General features: G+C 74.9%; 13 protein-coding genes. 5 read left to right on the top strand and 8 right to left on the bottom strand.

Going from position 1 to position 14,785, the window contains the following annotated elements; all coding sequences use genetic code 11:
- Nucleotides 1-57: 57 nt before the first annotated feature.
- Nucleotides 58-963 (top strand): SDR family oxidoreductase, encoded by a 906-nt coding sequence (locus WMF20_RS20530; protein WP_437616080.1) that lies wholly within the window; start codon nucleotides 58-60, stop codon nucleotides 961-963.
- A gap of 4 nt (nucleotides 964-967) precedes the next feature.
- On the opposite strand, the gene WMF20_RS20525 is transcribed toward WMF20_RS20530, so the two are convergent.
- From WMF20_RS20525 to WMF20_RS20510, 4 genes are all read right to left on the bottom strand, one after another.
- Nucleotides 968-2,416: a TfuA-like protein gene (locus tag WMF20_RS20525; protein ID WP_437616078.1), complete on the bottom strand. Its 1,449-nt coding sequence runs from the start codon at nucleotides 2,414-2,416 to the stop codon at nucleotides 968-970.
- A complete protein-coding gene (locus tag WMF20_RS20520; RefSeq protein WP_437616076.1) occupies nucleotides 2,413-3,693 on the bottom strand; it encodes a YcaO-like family protein in 1,281 nt (426 codons plus the stop codon). Before WMF20_RS20520 ends, WMF20_RS20525 begins: the two co-directional genes overlap by 4 nt.
- Entirely contained in the window at nucleotides 3,690-4,208 is a 519-nt protein-coding gene (locus tag WMF20_RS20515) for a hypothetical protein (protein ID WP_129575979.1), read from the bottom strand. Before WMF20_RS20515 ends, WMF20_RS20520 begins: the two co-directional genes overlap by 4 nt.
- Nucleotides 4,209-4,312: 104 nt before the next feature.
- The gene (locus tag WMF20_RS20510) at nucleotides 4,313-4,534 is read right to left on the bottom strand and encodes a hypothetical protein (RefSeq protein ID WP_129575978.1); all 222 of its coding nucleotides are present in this window, start codon (nucleotides 4,532-4,534) and stop codon (nucleotides 4,313-4,315) included.
- Between the two features lie 318 nt (nucleotides 4,535-4,852).
- On the opposite strand from WMF20_RS20510, the gene WMF20_RS20505 reads away from it, so the two are divergent.
- The 3 genes from WMF20_RS20505 (at nucleotide 4,853) to WMF20_RS20495 (ending at nucleotide 9,342) form a co-directional block, all read left to right on the top strand.
- Nucleotides 4,853-5,878, top strand: coding sequence for an STAS domain-containing protein (locus tag WMF20_RS20505; RefSeq protein WP_437616074.1), 1,026 nt, complete (start codon nucleotides 4,853-4,855; stop codon nucleotides 5,876-5,878).
- A 135-nt stretch (nucleotides 5,879-6,013) separates the two neighbouring features.
- A complete protein-coding gene (gene gnd / locus WMF20_RS20500) occupies nucleotides 6,014-6,997 on the top strand; it encodes a phosphogluconate dehydrogenase (NAD(+)-dependent, decarboxylating) (protein ID WP_129575976.1) in 984 nt (327 codons plus the stop codon).
- Between the two features lie 206 nt (nucleotides 6,998-7,203).
- Nucleotides 7,204-9,342: an AAA family ATPase gene (locus WMF20_RS20495; RefSeq protein WP_437616071.1), complete on the top strand. Its 2,139-nt coding sequence runs from the start codon at nucleotides 7,204-7,206 to the stop codon at nucleotides 9,340-9,342.
- A 15-nt stretch (nucleotides 9,343-9,357) separates the two neighbouring features.
- On the opposite strand, the gene WMF20_RS20490 is transcribed toward WMF20_RS20495, so the two are convergent.
- Nucleotides 9,358-11,256, bottom strand: coding sequence for an inositol monophosphatase family protein (locus tag WMF20_RS20490; protein WP_437616069.1), 1,899 nt, complete (start codon nucleotides 11,254-11,256; stop codon nucleotides 9,358-9,360).
- A gap of 29 nt (nucleotides 11,257-11,285) precedes the next feature.
- Nucleotides 11,286-11,603 carry a LysR family transcriptional regulator gene (locus tag WMF20_RS20485; RefSeq protein WP_437616067.1) on the bottom strand — a complete coding sequence of 106 codons (318 nt, stop codon included), beginning with the start codon at nucleotides 11,601-11,603 and terminating at the stop codon, nucleotides 11,286-11,288.
- Between the two features lie 104 nt (nucleotides 11,604-11,707).
- Here WMF20_RS20485 and map point away from each other — a divergent pair, with 104 nt between their 5' ends.
- Nucleotides 11,708-12,457 carry a type I methionyl aminopeptidase gene (map, locus tag WMF20_RS20480; protein WP_437616065.1) on the top strand — a complete coding sequence of 250 codons (750 nt, stop codon included), beginning with the start codon at nucleotides 11,708-11,710 and terminating at the stop codon, nucleotides 12,455-12,457.
- A 67-nt stretch (nucleotides 12,458-12,524) separates the two neighbouring features.
- Here map and WMF20_RS20475 read toward each other — a convergent pair whose 3' ends face one another.
- Both WMF20_RS20475 and WMF20_RS20470 read right to left on the bottom strand, forming a co-directional pair.
- Nucleotides 12,525-13,016 carry a hotdog fold domain-containing protein gene (locus tag WMF20_RS20475; protein ID WP_437616063.1) on the bottom strand — a complete coding sequence of 164 codons (492 nt, stop codon included), beginning with the start codon at nucleotides 13,014-13,016 and terminating at the stop codon, nucleotides 12,525-12,527.
- Nucleotides 13,017-13,085: 69 nt separating this feature from the next.
- On the bottom strand, nucleotides 13,086-14,717 hold the full coding sequence (locus tag WMF20_RS20470; protein WP_437616061.1) for a protein kinase domain-containing protein: 1,632 nt from the start codon (nucleotides 14,715-14,717) through the stop codon (nucleotides 13,086-13,088).
- Between the last annotated feature and the right edge of the window lie 68 nt (nucleotides 14,718-14,785).

Raw genomic sequence — 14,785 nt, 5'->3', positions numbered from 1 at the left:
CGCCCGCTGCCCGGGCGTTCGTCCTATGCTGCGGGCCTGCGAGCGAGAGGAGGAGCGATGATCCTGATCGTCGGGGCAACAGGGGTTCTGGGCACGGAGATCTGCCGGCGTCTCCGCGAGGCCGGGCGCGCGGTGCGCGGGCTCTACCGCGAGGGCTCGGACCCGGCGAAGGTGGCGCGGCTCCGCGAGATGGGGGTCGAGCTCGCGCGCGGCGATCTGAAGGACCGCGCGTCGCTCGATCGCGCGTGCCAGGGGGTCCGGGTGGTGATCGAGACGGCCAGCTCGACGCTCTCGCGGCAGGAGGGCGACTCGATCGCGTCCGTGGACCGCGACGGCTCGCTCGCGCTGATCGCCGCGGCGAAGGCGGCGTCGGTCGCGCAGTTCGTCTACGTCTCCTTCCCGGAGATCGCCGACGAGTTCCCGCTGCAGGACGCGAAGCGCGAGGTGGAGCGGGCGCTCCGGGCGAGCGGCCTGCCCTTCACCATCCTGCAGCCGACGTACTTCATGGAGATCTGGCTGAGCCCGGCGCTCGGCTTCGACGTGGAGGCGGCGAAGGCGCGCGTCTACGGCGCGGGAGACGGCCCGATCAGCTGGATCGCGCTCGGCGACGTGGCCGCGGCGGCGATCGCCGCCGTCGACAACCCGGCGGCGCTGAACCGCTCCTTCGAGCTGGGCGGCCCGGAGGCGCTCAGCCACAACCAGGTGATCGCGATCTTCGAGGCGCTGACCGGCCGCGCCTTCGCCGTGGAGCGCGTCGACGAGGCCGATCTGCGGGCGCGCCGCGCCGCGGCCCGCGACCCGCAGCGCGGCGTCGACCCGCTCGCGCAGTCGTTCGACGCGCTGATGCTCCACTGCGTGGAGGGCAAGGTCATCGACATGCGCCCGACCCTCGCGGCGCTGCCCATCGAGCTCACGCCGCTCCGCGCGTACGCCGCGCGGTCGCTCGGGCAGAAGGGCGCGTGACCCGTCACCCGCCGGCCGGCGGCCTCGCGCGCCGCCGGCGCTCGTGCTCGCGGGCGAGGACGAGGAGCAGCTCGTCCTGGTCGTCGAGCCCCAGCGAGGCCGCGTAGCCGTCGAGGTGCGGCGGGACGGGGCGGCCGGCGACCTCGCCGAAGTACCAGTCGAGGAGCGCCTGCCGCGTCAGGCCGAGGTCCTCGAGCGCGGGCGCCTCGACGCCGGCCGCGGCGAGGACCTCCTGCTTTTCGAGCGCCCGCGCGGCGAGCTCGGCGTAGCGGCCCGTCATGCGCAGGTGATCGACGAGGAGGCGCTCCACCTCGATCCCGAACACGGCCTGCGCCCAGCGCAGGCGCGCCTCCCGCTGGACGAGCAGGGTGAGGCCCTCGACGTCGAGCGCCTGCTCCGCGAGCCACGCGCGCGTGCTCTCCGAGGTGAGCAGGCCCCGCTCCCGCCGGATCTGCGCGAGGATCTCCTCGAACAGCTCGACCGGGACCTCGACCCCGTGGCGCCGCGCCTCGCTCAGGGCGAGCGCCCGCGCGAGGGCGCCGTGCACGGCGTGCGCGTAGGACAGCGGGCCTTCGAGCCGGAGCTCGTCGAGGAGGAGCTCGGGCTGCAGCGCGCCCTCGGCGCGGCGCGATCGCGCGCCGGCCGGGCCGCCGCCGGGGCGCGCGTCGGGCGCCGCGCTCTCGCCGGCGCGGGCGCCCTGCCCCGCGGCCACGCTGCCGCGGCCGGCGCGCCGGCACGCCTGGTCCCAGACGTCGGTGTAGGCGAAGTGGTACGCCACCCGGAGCGGGCCTGGATCGCGCGCGCGCAGCGCCGCGATCGCCTCCAGCATCGCGACGGCGTCGCGCCGCTTCTGGTCCACGCGGCCGTCCGGCAAGAAGCGCCGGAGGGCGTCGAGCTCCTCGGGGCGCGCCGCGCCCGCGGCCGCCCCCTCCGCGAGCAGGCGCGCGAAGCTGCGCTGCGCGTAGAACGTGCGCTTGGCCAGCGCGACGAGCGCCGCGGCGGTCTCCCGCCGGAGGGCCGACGCCGCGACGGCCGCGTCGAGCGTGGCGCGGATGTTCACCATCGCGTCGGAGAGCGGCCGGTAGCCGTCCTCGGCGGGGGCGTGCGCGATCGCGACCTCGTCGTCGTCGGTGAGCGCGCCGCTCCGGAACGCCTCGAACACGGCGCCGACGCCGGCCATGCCGAACGGGTGGAGCTCGGCGGCCCGCAGCGCGCCCATGCTGGCGCTGCCGAAGACGTGGACGCCGTGCGCCATCGCCCAGAGGATCTCCTTGTGCCAGACCGAGGGCAGGCGCTCGAAGTAGCCGTCGATGATCCCGATGGCCCAGGGCTTCTCCTGCGAGGCCCGGTACACGTCGCCCTGCGCGACCGGCGGCAGGAACACGGCGCCGTCGAGCAGCGCGGCGCCGTCCGCGGCCGAGAGCGTGGGGCCGGTGAAGACGATGACGCTCACGCCGTGGCCGCGCTCCTCGCCGCGCGCTCGGACAGGCGCGCCCGGGCGCGGGGCCCAGGGACGAAGCCGGGGACGTCGTCGATCGACTCGAGGCCCGGGAGGAGCACCCGCACGACCGAGACGCCGAGCCCGGGCTTGCTCAGGTCGACGACGACGGCGCGCTCGACGCCGGCGCGCCGGAGGCACGCGAGCTCCAGGGCGACGTCGTCCTCGAACGTCTCGCCCGCGAGCGACGGGACGTCGCGGAAAGCGCGGAGCGGGCCGCGGACGCCCGCGATCTGCTCGCGGGCGCGCTGGATGGCGTCGGCGTGGCGCGCCCGCTCGAAGCGATCGCGGTCGCCGTCGTCGCGGGAGCCGGCGATGAAGGTGAGCCGGCTCTGCGCCGCCTCGGTGAGCGCCCTCAGCAGCGCGACGCTCCGGCTCGGGTGGCAGCCCATCCCCTCGGTGGCGTAGAGGCGGCGGAACGGATCGGGCGCGCGATCGACGATCAGGCACAGGAACGCGGGCAGGCCGACGTCGGTCGTGGTCTCCCAGACGCCGACGGCGACGCCGGCCGCCTCGTACAGGTCGAGGACGTGGCGGCACCCGGGGTCGTCGACCGTGGCGAGGTCGAGCCGGCAGCCGGGGATCTCGGCCTCGCCGCCGGCGCGGAAGAGCGTGGTGGCGTCGCGCTCGACGACCTCGCAGATGCCGTGGCTCACCGCCTCGAGCAGGTGGTTGCCGGAGGCGAGGCCGTTCGAGCTCATCACGAACGAGCCGCTGCCCGCCGGCAGCGGCAGGGTGTAGTTCGTGTGGACCATCTCGAAGGGGACCCACACGGCCTCGTCGCGGAGGAGATCGCGCCCCTCGACCCAGAGCACCCGGTGGTGCTCGCGGGAGGCGCCGACCGACAGGCGCGGCAGCGCGGCGACGTCGACGACGGCGGCGGTCCGGGCGAGCTCCCGGTAGCTCGCGAGCCGGAGCGGCAGGTCGATGTGCTCGGCGTGGTACGACTCGATCGACTCCATGAGGCCGGAGGCGCGCGCCGCGTCGAGCGTGAGCCCCTTGCCCTGGGAGACCGCGAGCGAGGCGGCGTTGGGCCGGCAGACCATGACGACCGGCAGGCCGATGACGTCGAGGCCGGTGACGTCGGCCACCCGGGTGATGCCGAACGCGGCCAGGTGGGGCGCGACGCGGGCGATCGTCTCGGCCGGCGGGACCAGCCGGTGGGTGCCCTCCCGGAACCCCTTCGCGGCGCGGGCGCCGGCCCGCTCCGCCGAGGGGCCCGTCGCGCTCACTGGCCCTTGTCGCCCGCGACGAGGTGCTTGACCGCGGACTTCGCGTCCTTGACGCTCTGCTCCGCGGCGTCGACCGTGCGGGTGGCCGCGGCCACGGCCTCGGCCGGGTCGCCGAGCTCGCGGGCCAGCGCGGCCGCCGTGGCGTGGGTCGCCGCCTGGTCGGCCCACTCGGAGGCCGCCAGGAGGTCCTGGATCGGATCCGGCCCCTCCTCTTTCCACGTCGGGGGCTCGAACGGGGTCACCCTGCGCAGGCTCGCGAGGTTGACCAGGTAGCACGCCTGGTTGCCGGGCCGAGGCCGGATCCAGCCCAGCGCGACGCCCTGCCGGAGGAGCTCCATCGCGCGGTCGTAGCAGTGCCCGCAGTTCTCGGCGGTCAGCTCGTTCTCGGGCCGGATGTAGTCCTCGCGGCGCAGGTAGTAGAGCTTGCCGTTGTCCGCCGCGAGGATGACGTCCTCGTACTTGTGCCCTCCACGCGGCGACTTCGGACAACGCTCACCATGCTGTTGGTCGGCCATGTGCACTCCTTGTTCGACGGCGCGTCGGGAGACCGGCCGTGCATATCACGCGGGCGCGAGGGCTTTCAACGTCCGGGCGCCCGGCGGGGCGGGAGGGCGCGGGATCAGGCGATCCCCATGGGCGCGCCGCCCTCGGCCACGAACCGATCGGCGATGTCCACGAGGAGCGCGTCGGTGGCGGGCTTGCTCTTCACGGTGACCTGCGTCTCGTCCGGCAGGAGCACGAACGAGCCGATCACCTTGCCGTCGAGCCGCACCTCGTGGCTGCCTCCAGGCGGAGCGGGCGCGACCTCATAGACCTTGCCGTCACGTGCCTTGATCTTCATCCCCTACCGGTAGCATGGGGCGGTCGCGCGCGGCGCCCAGCGCGCCGCGGCGTACGAGCGCGGCAGCGCCTCCGCCGCGCCGGGGCGAGAGCCCCTCCACCGCGGGCGGATTGCGCGGTAGGATGGCGCCGCGCCGAGCGCGAGGAGTGTGCACCGTGCCGAGATTCGATCTTGTCCTGATCCCGTCGCTTGCATCGGCGAGGCGGGGCTCCGCGCGGAAGCGACCCGGGGGAGCGTCATGACGGCGGCCTCCTCGCGGCGGCTAGAACCACGGACCGACGCCGCGGGTCCCCCGCTCGACGCCGATTGCTGATGGCGATGCCGGACTCTGGCCAGCCCCACGAGGCCGGCGGCGGCGGGTGGATCATCCTCGGCGTCCTGAACGAGATCCTCCTCAAGCTCGCGAGCCAGCCGGATCTGCGGTCGCTCTGGGAGGAGGTCTGCTCGAGCGCGCGCTGGATCGTCCCGTCCCAGCGGCTCTGCGTGGTGCTCGGCAACGAGGGCGGCGGCGCGCGGATCGCGGCGCGGTACGAGCGCGGCAACTTCGAGTACGGCGCGCCCGAGGGCGGCGGCGTCGTCGTGGACGCGTGGATGGTCGCGGCGCTGGAGGCGCAGCGCGCCGCGTGGTTCAAGGGGCCCTGGACCGAGGCGCGGGAGGCGGATGAGGCGCGCGCGTGGCTCCTCGCGGAGGACCCGGACGTCGTCTTTCACGTGCCGATCCAGGTCTACAAGAAGACCATCGGCACGATGCTCTTCGCCCTGGAGGACCAGCGCCAGATCGACCGGAAGGCGCTGGCGAGCGCGACCACGTACGCGCTCTACGTCGGCGCCACGTACACGATGCTCAAGAACTCGCTCGACCTCGCCGCCGCGAGCGCGCAGCTGCGCGAGCAGAACGAGGAGCTCGAGCGCGTCCAGATCGAGCTCCGGCGGCAGCTCGACCGGGTGCGCGCGCAGCACGAGGCGATGCTCGAGATGTCGACGCCGATCATCCAGGTGTGGGACAGCGTGCTCACGCTGCCGGTGATCGGCACGATCGACGGCGCGCGCGCGGCGCGGATGATGGAAGAGGTGCTCGCGGCGGTCGTCCAGCACGGCGCCCGCTTCATGATCGTGGACCTCACCGGCGCGCAGGCGACCGACGCCTCGACGATCGAGCACCTCCTCAGGATCTTCGCGGCGACGAGGCTGCTCGGCAGCCGGTGCATCGTCTCCGGCGTCCCGACGGCGATGGTCGGGCGCATCCTGGAGGTCGGCGGCAGCCTGGAGGGCATCCCGGTGTTCAGCACGCTGAAGAGCGCGCTCGAGCACGTGATGGGCGCCCTCCGGCAGAGGCCGCGGTAGGCCGCCGCCGGAGGCCGCGGTGGGCCGCCGTGCCAGGGCCGGCCGGGGCGGCGGCCGACGCGGGCGCGGCGCCGGCGGCGCGCTTCGCAGCGCGCCCTGTGATACGCCCGCGGGCGCAGACAGGAGCGTGAACAGATGAAGCTCGCAATGATCGGACTCGGGAGGATGGGCGCCAACATGGCGCGCCGGCTCATGCGCGGCGGCCACGAGGTCGTGGCGTTCGATCTGAACCAGGACAGCGTGAGGCAGCTCGGCGCGGAGGGCGCGGCGACGGCCTCGTCCCTCGGCGAGGTGGTGGCGCAGCTCGCGTCGCCGCGCGTGGTCTGGGTCATGCTCCCGGCGGGCGCCCCGACCGAGCGCGTGGTCCAGGAGCTCGGCGAGAAGCTCGGCGCGGGCGACGTGATCATCGACGGGGGCAATACCTACTTCAAGGACGACGTCCGCCGCGCCAGGGCGCTCGCCGCGAAGGGCATCCGCTACGTCGACGTGGGGACGAGCGGCGGCGTGTGGGGGATCGAGCGCGGCTACTGCCTCATGGTCGGCGGCGCGCCCGAGGCGTTCGCCCTGGTGGAGCCGATCCTGCGGACGCTCGCGCCCGGGCCGGGGGACACCCCGCGCACGCCGGGCCGGCGCGAGGCGCAGAGCACGGCGGAAGAGGGGTTCCTCCACTGCGGCCCGGTCGGCGCCGGCCATTTCGTGAAGATGGTCCACAACGGGATCGAGTACGGCCTCATGCAGGCGTACGCGGAGGGGTTCGACATCCTGAAGAACGCGGGGACCGAGCGGCTGCCCGAGGAGCACCGGTACGCGCTCGACCTCGGCGAGATCGCCGAGGTCTGGCGGCGGGGGAGCGTGGTGGGCTCGTGGCTGCTCGACCTCACCGCGATCGCCCTGACCGAGAGCCCGGAGCTCGCCGGGTACAGCGGCTTCGTGCAGGACTCCGGCGAGGGCCGCTGGACCGTGATGGCGGCGATCGAGGAGGCGGTGCCCGCCGAGGTGCTCTCGTCGGCGCTCTACGCGCGCTTCCGGTCGCGGCACGATCACACGTTCGCCGAGAAGGTGCTGTCGGCGATGCGCCACAAGTTCGGCGGGCACCTGGAGCGGCCGACGGGGGGCTGAGCGGAGCGAGGAGGGCCGGCGAGGGGCAGCTCGGGCGCCCGAGGAGGAGATCGAGGGGCGTACCGCTCTATGCAGACGTCCCCCGTCCCCGTCCCCCGTCTTCCGTGCGCGTCCTTCGTGCGCGTGCGCGTGCGCGAGACCGTGTCAGTCCCACCTAAGGACCGCTTCTAGAACCGCGGTGGTGAACGTCTTGGACCGAGGTGCGAATGCATCCGAAGGAAAAGAAAGGATCTCCCGCGGGCGCCTCCTTGACCGACGGGGAAGAGCGCGTCCGTGGAGCGATCGAGCGATGGCGCGCGTCTCTGGCACCCGCGTGCCTGCTGCACGGCGCTCCGGGAGCCGGCAAAACGACGCTGTGCGCCCGGCTCGTCGCCGAGGCGCGCGAGCGTGCCGGGGTATGTGCCGCTGTGGTGCACATAGGACGAGCGAACCGCCTCGTCTCCGAGCATGAGATCCTCACGTCGCTCCTGCAGCAGCTCGGCGAAGACGCGCTGCGCCCTCCGCGGGACGTCCTGAAGCTGCGCTCGGAGCTCCGGAACAGGCTGGCCAATGGCCAGGATGAAGACGAGCCCGAGTTGCTCCTCGTGCTCGATGGTCTCGACGAGTGCATCGACTGGCCTCACGATGGGCGGATATCCACGCTTCGGGAGCTCGGGAAGCACGTTCGATGTTTGGTTTCGATCTCCGGTGGCGCGAGCGAGGCGCACACCTGGCGGGAGCGCCTCGGCTGGAACGGCGTTGATGCGCATCTCGCCGAGATTGCACCCGTTTCCCCCGCGGCGGCGGAGAGCCAAGGCGTCCCGAGCGGGGCAGATGCGAGCGCGCACCTCGCCCTCGGCGGCGCTCCTGTCGCCTCGATGCTCGCGTTCGCCGAGCCGGGCTGGGTACGGCCTGTCTCTGCCGAGGCGCTCGCCTACGCCCTCGTCGATCTCCGCCGCCTGCGCGATCGTCTCGGAGAGGAGGTGGAGCGCTGCAGGTCCCTGACTCCCACCCTCGCCGCGGCGCTCGTCCGCTGCGCGGCGGCGCAGGGCGCGGCGGCGACGCTGGGAGACGCGGAGCCGTGGGCGAGCCCCGATGCCGACCTCGTGACGCCACGGCTCGACGCGGACGCGGCGCGCGCTCTCTCCTTGGTCGCCCTCGCAGCGGAGGTCTCACCGTCTCCCCGAGCCGGGGTCCTCGAGAAAGCGTTCGAGATCGCCGATCGCACGGGCGCGCGGTGGTCGGGCCCCTCGGCGCTGATCGCCGTGGCCGAGGCGGCGGAGGGCGAGCGGCGCATCCGGATTGCGCGCGTCGCGCTGGAAGTTGCGCGCCGTTCCGACGGGGAGGACGCGCCCCGGGAGCTCGTCGCAGCGGCGGGCCTGCTTCCCGAAGAGGAAGCCCAGGAGGTCGCGGCAGAGGCCATCGCGCGCGCTGGAGGGGCGCCGGCCGCGCTCGTGCCCGGCCCCAGAGTGAGCGAGGCTTCCGCCGTCGCGCTGGAACGAGCTTCACGTCCCCTGCCCGCGCCCCAGCGAGTTCGCGTCGTTGCCCGGCTGCTCGCCGGCCTGCCGAAAGAGGCGAGAGCTCGCGCCGTCGAGGAGATCGAGCGGAACTGGGCGCCTTGGTGCTTCGAGAACGAGGCGGAGGCCGCGGCGGTAGCGCCTTATCTGCCCGAGCCTCTCCTGGAGAGGGCGCTCGAGGAGGTTCCCGTCTGGCCGGTGCACGCTCTCGGCGCGCGGCTGGTCTCGCTCGGGCGAGAGGACGAGGCGCGCGCGCTCGTGCTGCGATGGGCGGGGAGCAGCGCCGGGTACCAGGCGGACGCGCTGCTTCGCCTCGGCGAGAGGCTCCCTCCGGGAAGGCGGCCGGAGAAGGAGGTAAAGGCCCTCATCGAAGAGCTCGATCCCGAGGAGCGATGCAGTTTGATCAAGGAGCACCCCTCCGCCTCGGTCACGATCCTGGGGGCGGAAGCGGCTTTACGGATCGTGGAAGACTGTGACGAGCCCTCCGGGAGCTATGTTCGGACGGTCGCACTGGCACGGCTTGCCAGGGCCCTCCCCGAACCGATGCGCGCCGAGGCTGCCCGACGCGCGGTGCTCGCCTTCGAGGCAGGAGGCGCGGACGCCGACGCGCTCGGCGATCTCTGCGAGGCAGCGCCGTGGATGAGCCCCGCCGAGGCGGCACGGCTGCTGTCGACGTGCCTGTTCGACGCGTCGGGGAGTCCGTCGCTGGCCGGTGTCTTCCAGGGATGGGCGAGCGTGGCGCAGCTCGCGGGCGTCCTTCGCCGGGCCGGAGGCGAGGAGGCCGTGCTCGCGGCCGCCGATGAGGTGACCTTCGCCGGAAGATGGCTGCACACACCGGCGGTAAGCTAGCGACATGAATAGATTTTAGCCGATGTCCCCGGTTTGAAAGCTCTCCGGCAGGTCGGGCTCCTCGGGCTGCGCTCGCTGCCCGGCGGCGAGGAGCGCCTCGGCCACGAGCATCGCGTCGACCGGCCAGAGCTCGGGCGGGCGCCGGTGCTTCGCCCCCGCCTCGGGCAGCGGGCGGCAGGACAGCACGAGCCGCCGGAAGCGATCCGGCACGGCATCCCTGCCGTGAACCGCGCCGAGCAGCGCGCCCGCGATCGCGGCGTTCGTGTCGGTGTCGCCGCCGGCCATCACCGTGTCGATGAGCCCCTGCTCGAGCGAGGGCGCGTGAAGGAGCCGGTAGAAGGCGTTCTGCAGGGCGATGACGACCCAGCCGGCCTGGTGCGAGGAGGTCCGGGGCGGCGCGCCCTGCGCGGCCTCCAGCGCGGCGACGACCGCGCGCTCGCCGCTCCGCTCCGCCTCGGCGCGCGCGGCCGCGAAGGCCCCCTCGACGCCGGCGCCGCCCACGCCGGCGGCGATGGCCGCGACGAACGCGCCGGAGGCGGCGCAGCAGACCGGATGGGGGTGCGTGAGCGCGCTGTCGGCGCGCGCCCAGGCCGCGGCCTCCCGCGGGCGGCCCGCGCCGAGGATGCCGAGCGGCGCCGCGCGCATCACCGAGCCGTTCGCCTCGCTGGTCAGGCTCGCGGCCGCCATGGCGCGGCCTGGGCGCGCGCCGGGCGAGGGCGCGCCCGCGGCGGCGCGGAGCGCGGCCGCGACGGTGTTGCCGACGTCGAACGGGCCGGAGCGGTACCAGTGCACGTAGGCGTCGAGCGCGGCCTCGGCGACGAAGCCGCGCTTGCGGACGATCGACCGCGCCAGCATGAGCGCCATCTCGGAGTCGTCGGTCGGCTGCCCGGCGAGGGTGTTCCACGTCCCGCCGTCGGCGAGGTCCCGGACGCCGCCCGGATAGAGGTGCTCGATCTGCTCCGCGCTCCGGAACTCGACGAGGGAGCCGAGCGCGTCGCCCGCGAGCTGGCCGAGCAGGCAGCCCTGGGCCCGGGAGAGCGCGCCGGCGCCCTCGAACAGCAGGCTGCGGGACGGGCGCAGCAGCCCGTACGTCCCCTGCGGCGCCGGGATGCGGCCGTGGATGACGGCGTTCCACGGGCGCCGCGCGAGCTCCTGGACGACCGCGGGGGCGCCGCCGAAGAGGCGGCAGATCTGGCCCTCGCGCTCCGCGGTGTACGCGATGGGCGCGCCGTCGTCGTCGACGAGCTCGCCGCCCGCGGCGCGCACGAGCGCGTGGCCGGCCGCGTAGTCCCAGCTGCGCGGCCGGCTGAGCGAGACCGCGGCGACCCCCTCCCCGACCGCCGCCAGCGCGAGCCGGTAGGCGAGGCTCGGCAGCGAGAGGAACCGCGCGGGCGCGACGCACCGGGCGTTGCGCGCCGGGAGGTAGTCCGCCGACTGCGAGAGCAGCACGACGGCGTAGCGATCGAGCGTCGCGCCCGCGAGCGACGACGAGACGGGCGCGCCGTTGCGCCGGATCGGCCCGGTGCCCTCCGCCCAGGCGATGAGGTCGCCGTGGTCGTCGGGGTAGGCGTACGCGAAGACGACGCCGAGCACCGGCGTGCCCTCGCGCAAAAGGCCGATCGAGACCGAGGCGCCGCGGTAGCCGTGCAGGAAGGACGCGGTGCCGTCGTTCGGATCGACGACCCAGCGGTGCGACGGGTCCGCGCCGTCCAGGGCGCCGGTCTCCTCCCCGAGGAACGCGTAGGGGGTCGCGCGGGTGAGCGCGTCGCGCAGGAGGAGCTCGACCTCCACGTCGACGTCGGCGTGCGTCCCGGCGCCGCGAGGGCCGCCGGGGCGGTGGAACTCCGCGCGGAGGAGCGAGCCCGCGCGGCGCGCCGCCTCGACGGCGAGCGCGAGCTCAGCGTCGTAACCCATGCCGGTCCCGTGGCTCCACGCGAGGCCGCCTACCCGAGCTCGGGGCGCCGGCACCCGCCGGCGTCGAGCGCTGCTCGCGGGGGCGCGGCGCCGTAGCTGCGGAGGTCGGCGACGGCGGCGTCGACCTGGGCGACGATGGTGCGGGCGTGGTCGAGGAACGCCGCGCCCGCCGGCAGGAGGCGCATGCCGCGCGCGGTGCGCTCGAACAGCTGCGCGCCGAGCTCGTCCTCCAGGCCGCGGATCTGCCGGCTGAGGGGCGGCTGCGCGATGTGGAGCCGGCGCGCGGCGCGGCCGACGTGGCCCTCCTCGGCGACGGCGATGAAGTAGCGGATCTGCGACAGGCTCACGCGGCCGATTCTACTCGAACGCCGCTCGGGAGAGGAGCCGCGCGCGGGCGCCCGAGATCAAAACAGTATTGGATGGCCGCGCGCCGCGCGCGCATACGCCTCGCATGAACGTGGACATCCTTCGGCCTCGCGCGTGCGAGGCGATGCGGCGCGCCGGGCGCGCGGCCGCGGCGACCCTGGCCGCCGTCGGGGCGCGGCTCTCGCCCTTCGTGACGACCGCGGACATCGACCGGTGGGTGCGCGAGGACACGGCGCAGCGCGGCGGCCGCCCGAGCCAGCTCGGGTACAAGGGCTTCCCGGCGGCGGTGTGCACGAGCCGGAACCACGTCGTGTGCCACGGGATCCCGCGGCGCGACGAGGTGCTCCAGCCGGGCGACATCATCAACGTCGACGTGACCACGGAGCTCGACGGCTACCACGGCGACACCTCCGCGACGTTCTTCGTCGGGGAGCCGAGCGCCGAGGCGCGGCACGTGGTGGACGTCGCCCGGCGGTGCCGCGACGCGGGGATCGCGGTCGTGCGCGACGGGGCGCGGCTCGGCGACATCGGCGCGGCGATCGAGGAGCTCGCGCGGGCGGAGGGGTGCAGCGTGGTCCGCGAGGTCGGCGGGCACGGCATCGGGCGGAAGATGCACCTGCCGCCGCACGTCGCGCACACCGGCGTGCGCGGGGCGGGCCTGCGGCTCCGCGCCGGGATGGCCATCACGATCGAGCCGATGGTCAACCTTGGATCGCACGACATCCGCACGCTCGACGACGGGTGGACCATCGTCACCGAGGACGGCAGCCTCTCGGCGCAGTTCGAGCACACCGTGCTCGTCACGCGGGACGGCTGCGAGATCCTGACGCTCTGACACGAGCGGCCGCGCGGCGCGCGAGCCCGGCGCGCCGCGCGCGATCGCGCCGGCGGCCCGGGCGCCGTCACACCCCCCTGGTCACCCAGGCCCAGACGAACTCGCACTCCATCGGCGACGCGCCGCTCTCGTCCGTCACGGTGACGGCGACGGCCACGTCCCCTTTCGGCTGGTCCAGGAAGGCCTGCCGCTGCTCGGGGGACAGGGTCGCGACCGCGCGCAGCCCGCTACGGGCGCGGCGCGTGTAGTCGACCTTCATGCTGCGCAGGAGCGGCAGCTTGCCGTCGGGGAGGTTGACGGCGACCACGAAGCCGGTCGCGGTCTCGGCCAGGAGCCCCGCCGCCGCCGCGTGCACGCCGCCGATGTGGTTCTGCACCCGGCGGCCGTTGGCGAGCCGCAGCGCCACCCGATCCGGGCCCACCTCCTCGAACTGGATCCCCGCGGTCCCCGTGAACGGCACCATGCGCTGGAACAGCACGGTCTGCGCGCGCGAGCGCAGGGAGGGCGGGAGCACCTGGAGCGGGGCGAGGGCGCGGGCGATGAAACTCGGCTTGGACATATGCGGCGAGCTTAGCGCATGCCGGCCGGCGCCTCGCTCCCGGGGGTGGGCAGCGCGCGGATGGTCGGGTCAGCGCCGCCGCCGCCGCGCCTTGCTCACCGCGACGTCGGCCTCTTCCTCCGCCTGCTCCGCCTCCTCCGCCCTGGAGCGCGCCGTGTCCGACCCGACGCGGAGCCTGCCCTGCCGCTCCTCGTCCGCCCCCTCGATGCGCTGGCGCCGGGCCGCCCCGGGGCGCGGGCCCCTGCCGACCGCCCTCGCGAGGGCCACCTCGTGCATGCGGCGGTGGTGCTCGCGCCACAGCTGCATGCGCTCGGCCTCCTCGGCCCAGTCGTCCTCGTGCGCGGTGAACGCGACGAGCGCGTGGATGGCGACGCCGATGCCCCAGCCCAGCGGGATGATCGCCGCCCAGAGCACGACGCCGAGCGGGAAGGCGAGCGTGAGGAGCGCCGCGTTGACGATGAGGTAGACGCCGAGGTGCCGGTAGAAGTTGCGGCGCTTGCGCCGGAGCCAGGCGGCGCGCTCGGCGGCGGTCGCCGCGCCGGTCTTCCGCTCGACGCCGTCGCGCTCGCGCGCGCGCAGCGCGCGGCTCGCCTCGCGCAGCGCCTCCGGGTCGACGCCCACCTCCTCCGCCGCGGCGAGCAGGTCGTCGAAGCCGAGCCGCGCGTCGCCCCGCGGCGCGCGCGCCGCGCCGGCCTCGCCCGAGGCCTGGCGCTCGATCGCCCGCGCGAGCACGTCGCGGACCTCCTCGGTCGAGAACCGCTGCGCCGCGGTCTCGCCGCCGCGGGGCGCCTCGCTCCCCTTCGCGGCGGGCGCCTGCGCGTGCGGCGCCGGCATCGCGGCGGGCGCCTCGCCCCGCCCGGCCGCCTCGAGCGCGCGCACGAGGTCATCCATCGACGCGAACCGGTCCTCGGGGCGCTTCGACAGCGCGCGCAGCACGACCGCGCTCACCGCGGGCGGCACGGCGGCGTCGAGCGGGGCGCGGTCGGCCTCGTCGGTGAGGATCGAGGCGACGACGGCGAGCATGTCGCCGGCGCCGCGCCAGGGCAGCCGGCCGGTGAGGAGCTCGAACGCGAGCACGCCCCACGCGAACTGGTCCGCGCGCCCGTCGAGCTCGGCGCCGCGGATCTGCTCCGGGGCCATGTAGACGGGCGTCCCGAGCTTGACGCCGAGGGCGGTCAGCGTCGGCAGCGCGGGGGCCTCGGTGGACGCGTTCGGATCGGCGCCGCCGGCGGCGCGGCGCGCGATGCCGAAATCGAGCACCTTGATCACGCCGTCGTCCCGGACCATCACGTTCTCCGGCTTGATGTCCCGGTGGACGAGCCCCCGCCGGTGCGCCGCGGCGAGCGCGCGGGCGACGTCGGCGAGCCAGCCGACCCGGGTCGGGACCGGCGCCTCGGCGGCGCCGATCGCGCTGCGCAGGGTGCGGCCGTCGACGAGCTCCATCACGATGAACGGCGTCCCATCGAGCTCGCCGACGTCGAAGATCGAGACGGCGTTCGGGTGATCGAGCGCGGCGGCCGCGCGGGCCTCGCGGAGCAGGCGCGCGCCGGCGTCGTGGTCCATGGCGCCGCCCGCGATCACCTTGACGGCGACGCGGCGCCCGAGCCGCGCGTCGTGCGCCCGGTAGACGCAGCCCATCCCCCCTTGCCCGATGGCGGCCTCGATCGTGTAGCGCTCGAACGAATCGCCCGGCTTCAGCATGCCCGGCGGCGAGCGTAATGGATCCGCGCGGGCCTGGACAGGCGGCCGACGGCCCTGGCCCCCCCGGA

It is taken from the genome of Sorangium sp. So ce834, from assembly GCF_051521425.1.
Taxonomy (GTDB): Bacteria; Myxococcota_A; Polyangia; order Polyangiales; family Polyangiaceae; genus Sorangium; species Sorangium cellulosum_D.
Note: the sequence above shows the minus strand (reverse complement) of the source record. Positions and strands in the feature narration are given on the sequence as shown.

Excerpts from the sequence above, each read along its gene's own strand:
- map (WP_437616065.1), top strand. The coding sequence starts at position 11,708 with ATGAACGTGGACATCCTTCGGCCTCGCGCGTGCGAGGCGATGCGGCGC.
- WMF20_RS20515 (WP_129575979.1), bottom strand. The coding sequence starts at position 4,208 with ATGGCCGACCAACAGCATGGTGAGCGTTGTCCGAAGTCGCCGCGTGGA.
- WMF20_RS20505 (WP_437616074.1), top strand. The coding sequence starts at position 4,853 with ATGCCGGACTCTGGCCAGCCCCACGAGGCCGGCGGCGGCGGGTGGATC.
- WMF20_RS20530 (WP_437616080.1), top strand. The coding sequence starts at position 58 with ATGATCCTGATCGTCGGGGCAACAGGGGTTCTGGGCACGGAGATCTGC.
- gnd (WP_129575976.1), top strand. The coding sequence starts at position 6,014 with ATGAAGCTCGCAATGATCGGACTCGGGAGGATGGGCGCCAACATGGCG.
- WMF20_RS20470 (WP_437616061.1), bottom strand. The coding sequence starts at position 14,717 with ATGCTGAAGCCGGGCGATTCGTTCGAGCGCTACACGATCGAGGCCGCC.
- WMF20_RS20495 (WP_437616071.1), top strand. The coding sequence starts at position 7,204 with ATGCATCCGAAGGAAAAGAAAGGATCTCCCGCGGGCGCCTCCTTGACC.
- WMF20_RS20475 (WP_437616063.1), bottom strand. The coding sequence starts at position 13,016 with ATGTCCAAGCCGAGTTTCATCGCCCGCGCCCTCGCCCCGCTCCAGGTG.
- WMF20_RS20490 (WP_437616069.1), bottom strand. The coding sequence starts at position 11,256 with ATGGGTTACGACGCTGAGCTCGCGCTCGCCGTCGAGGCGGCGCGCCGC.
- WMF20_RS20510 (WP_129575978.1), bottom strand. The coding sequence starts at position 4,534 with ATGAAGATCAAGGCACGTGACGGCAAGGTCTATGAGGTCGCGCCCGCT.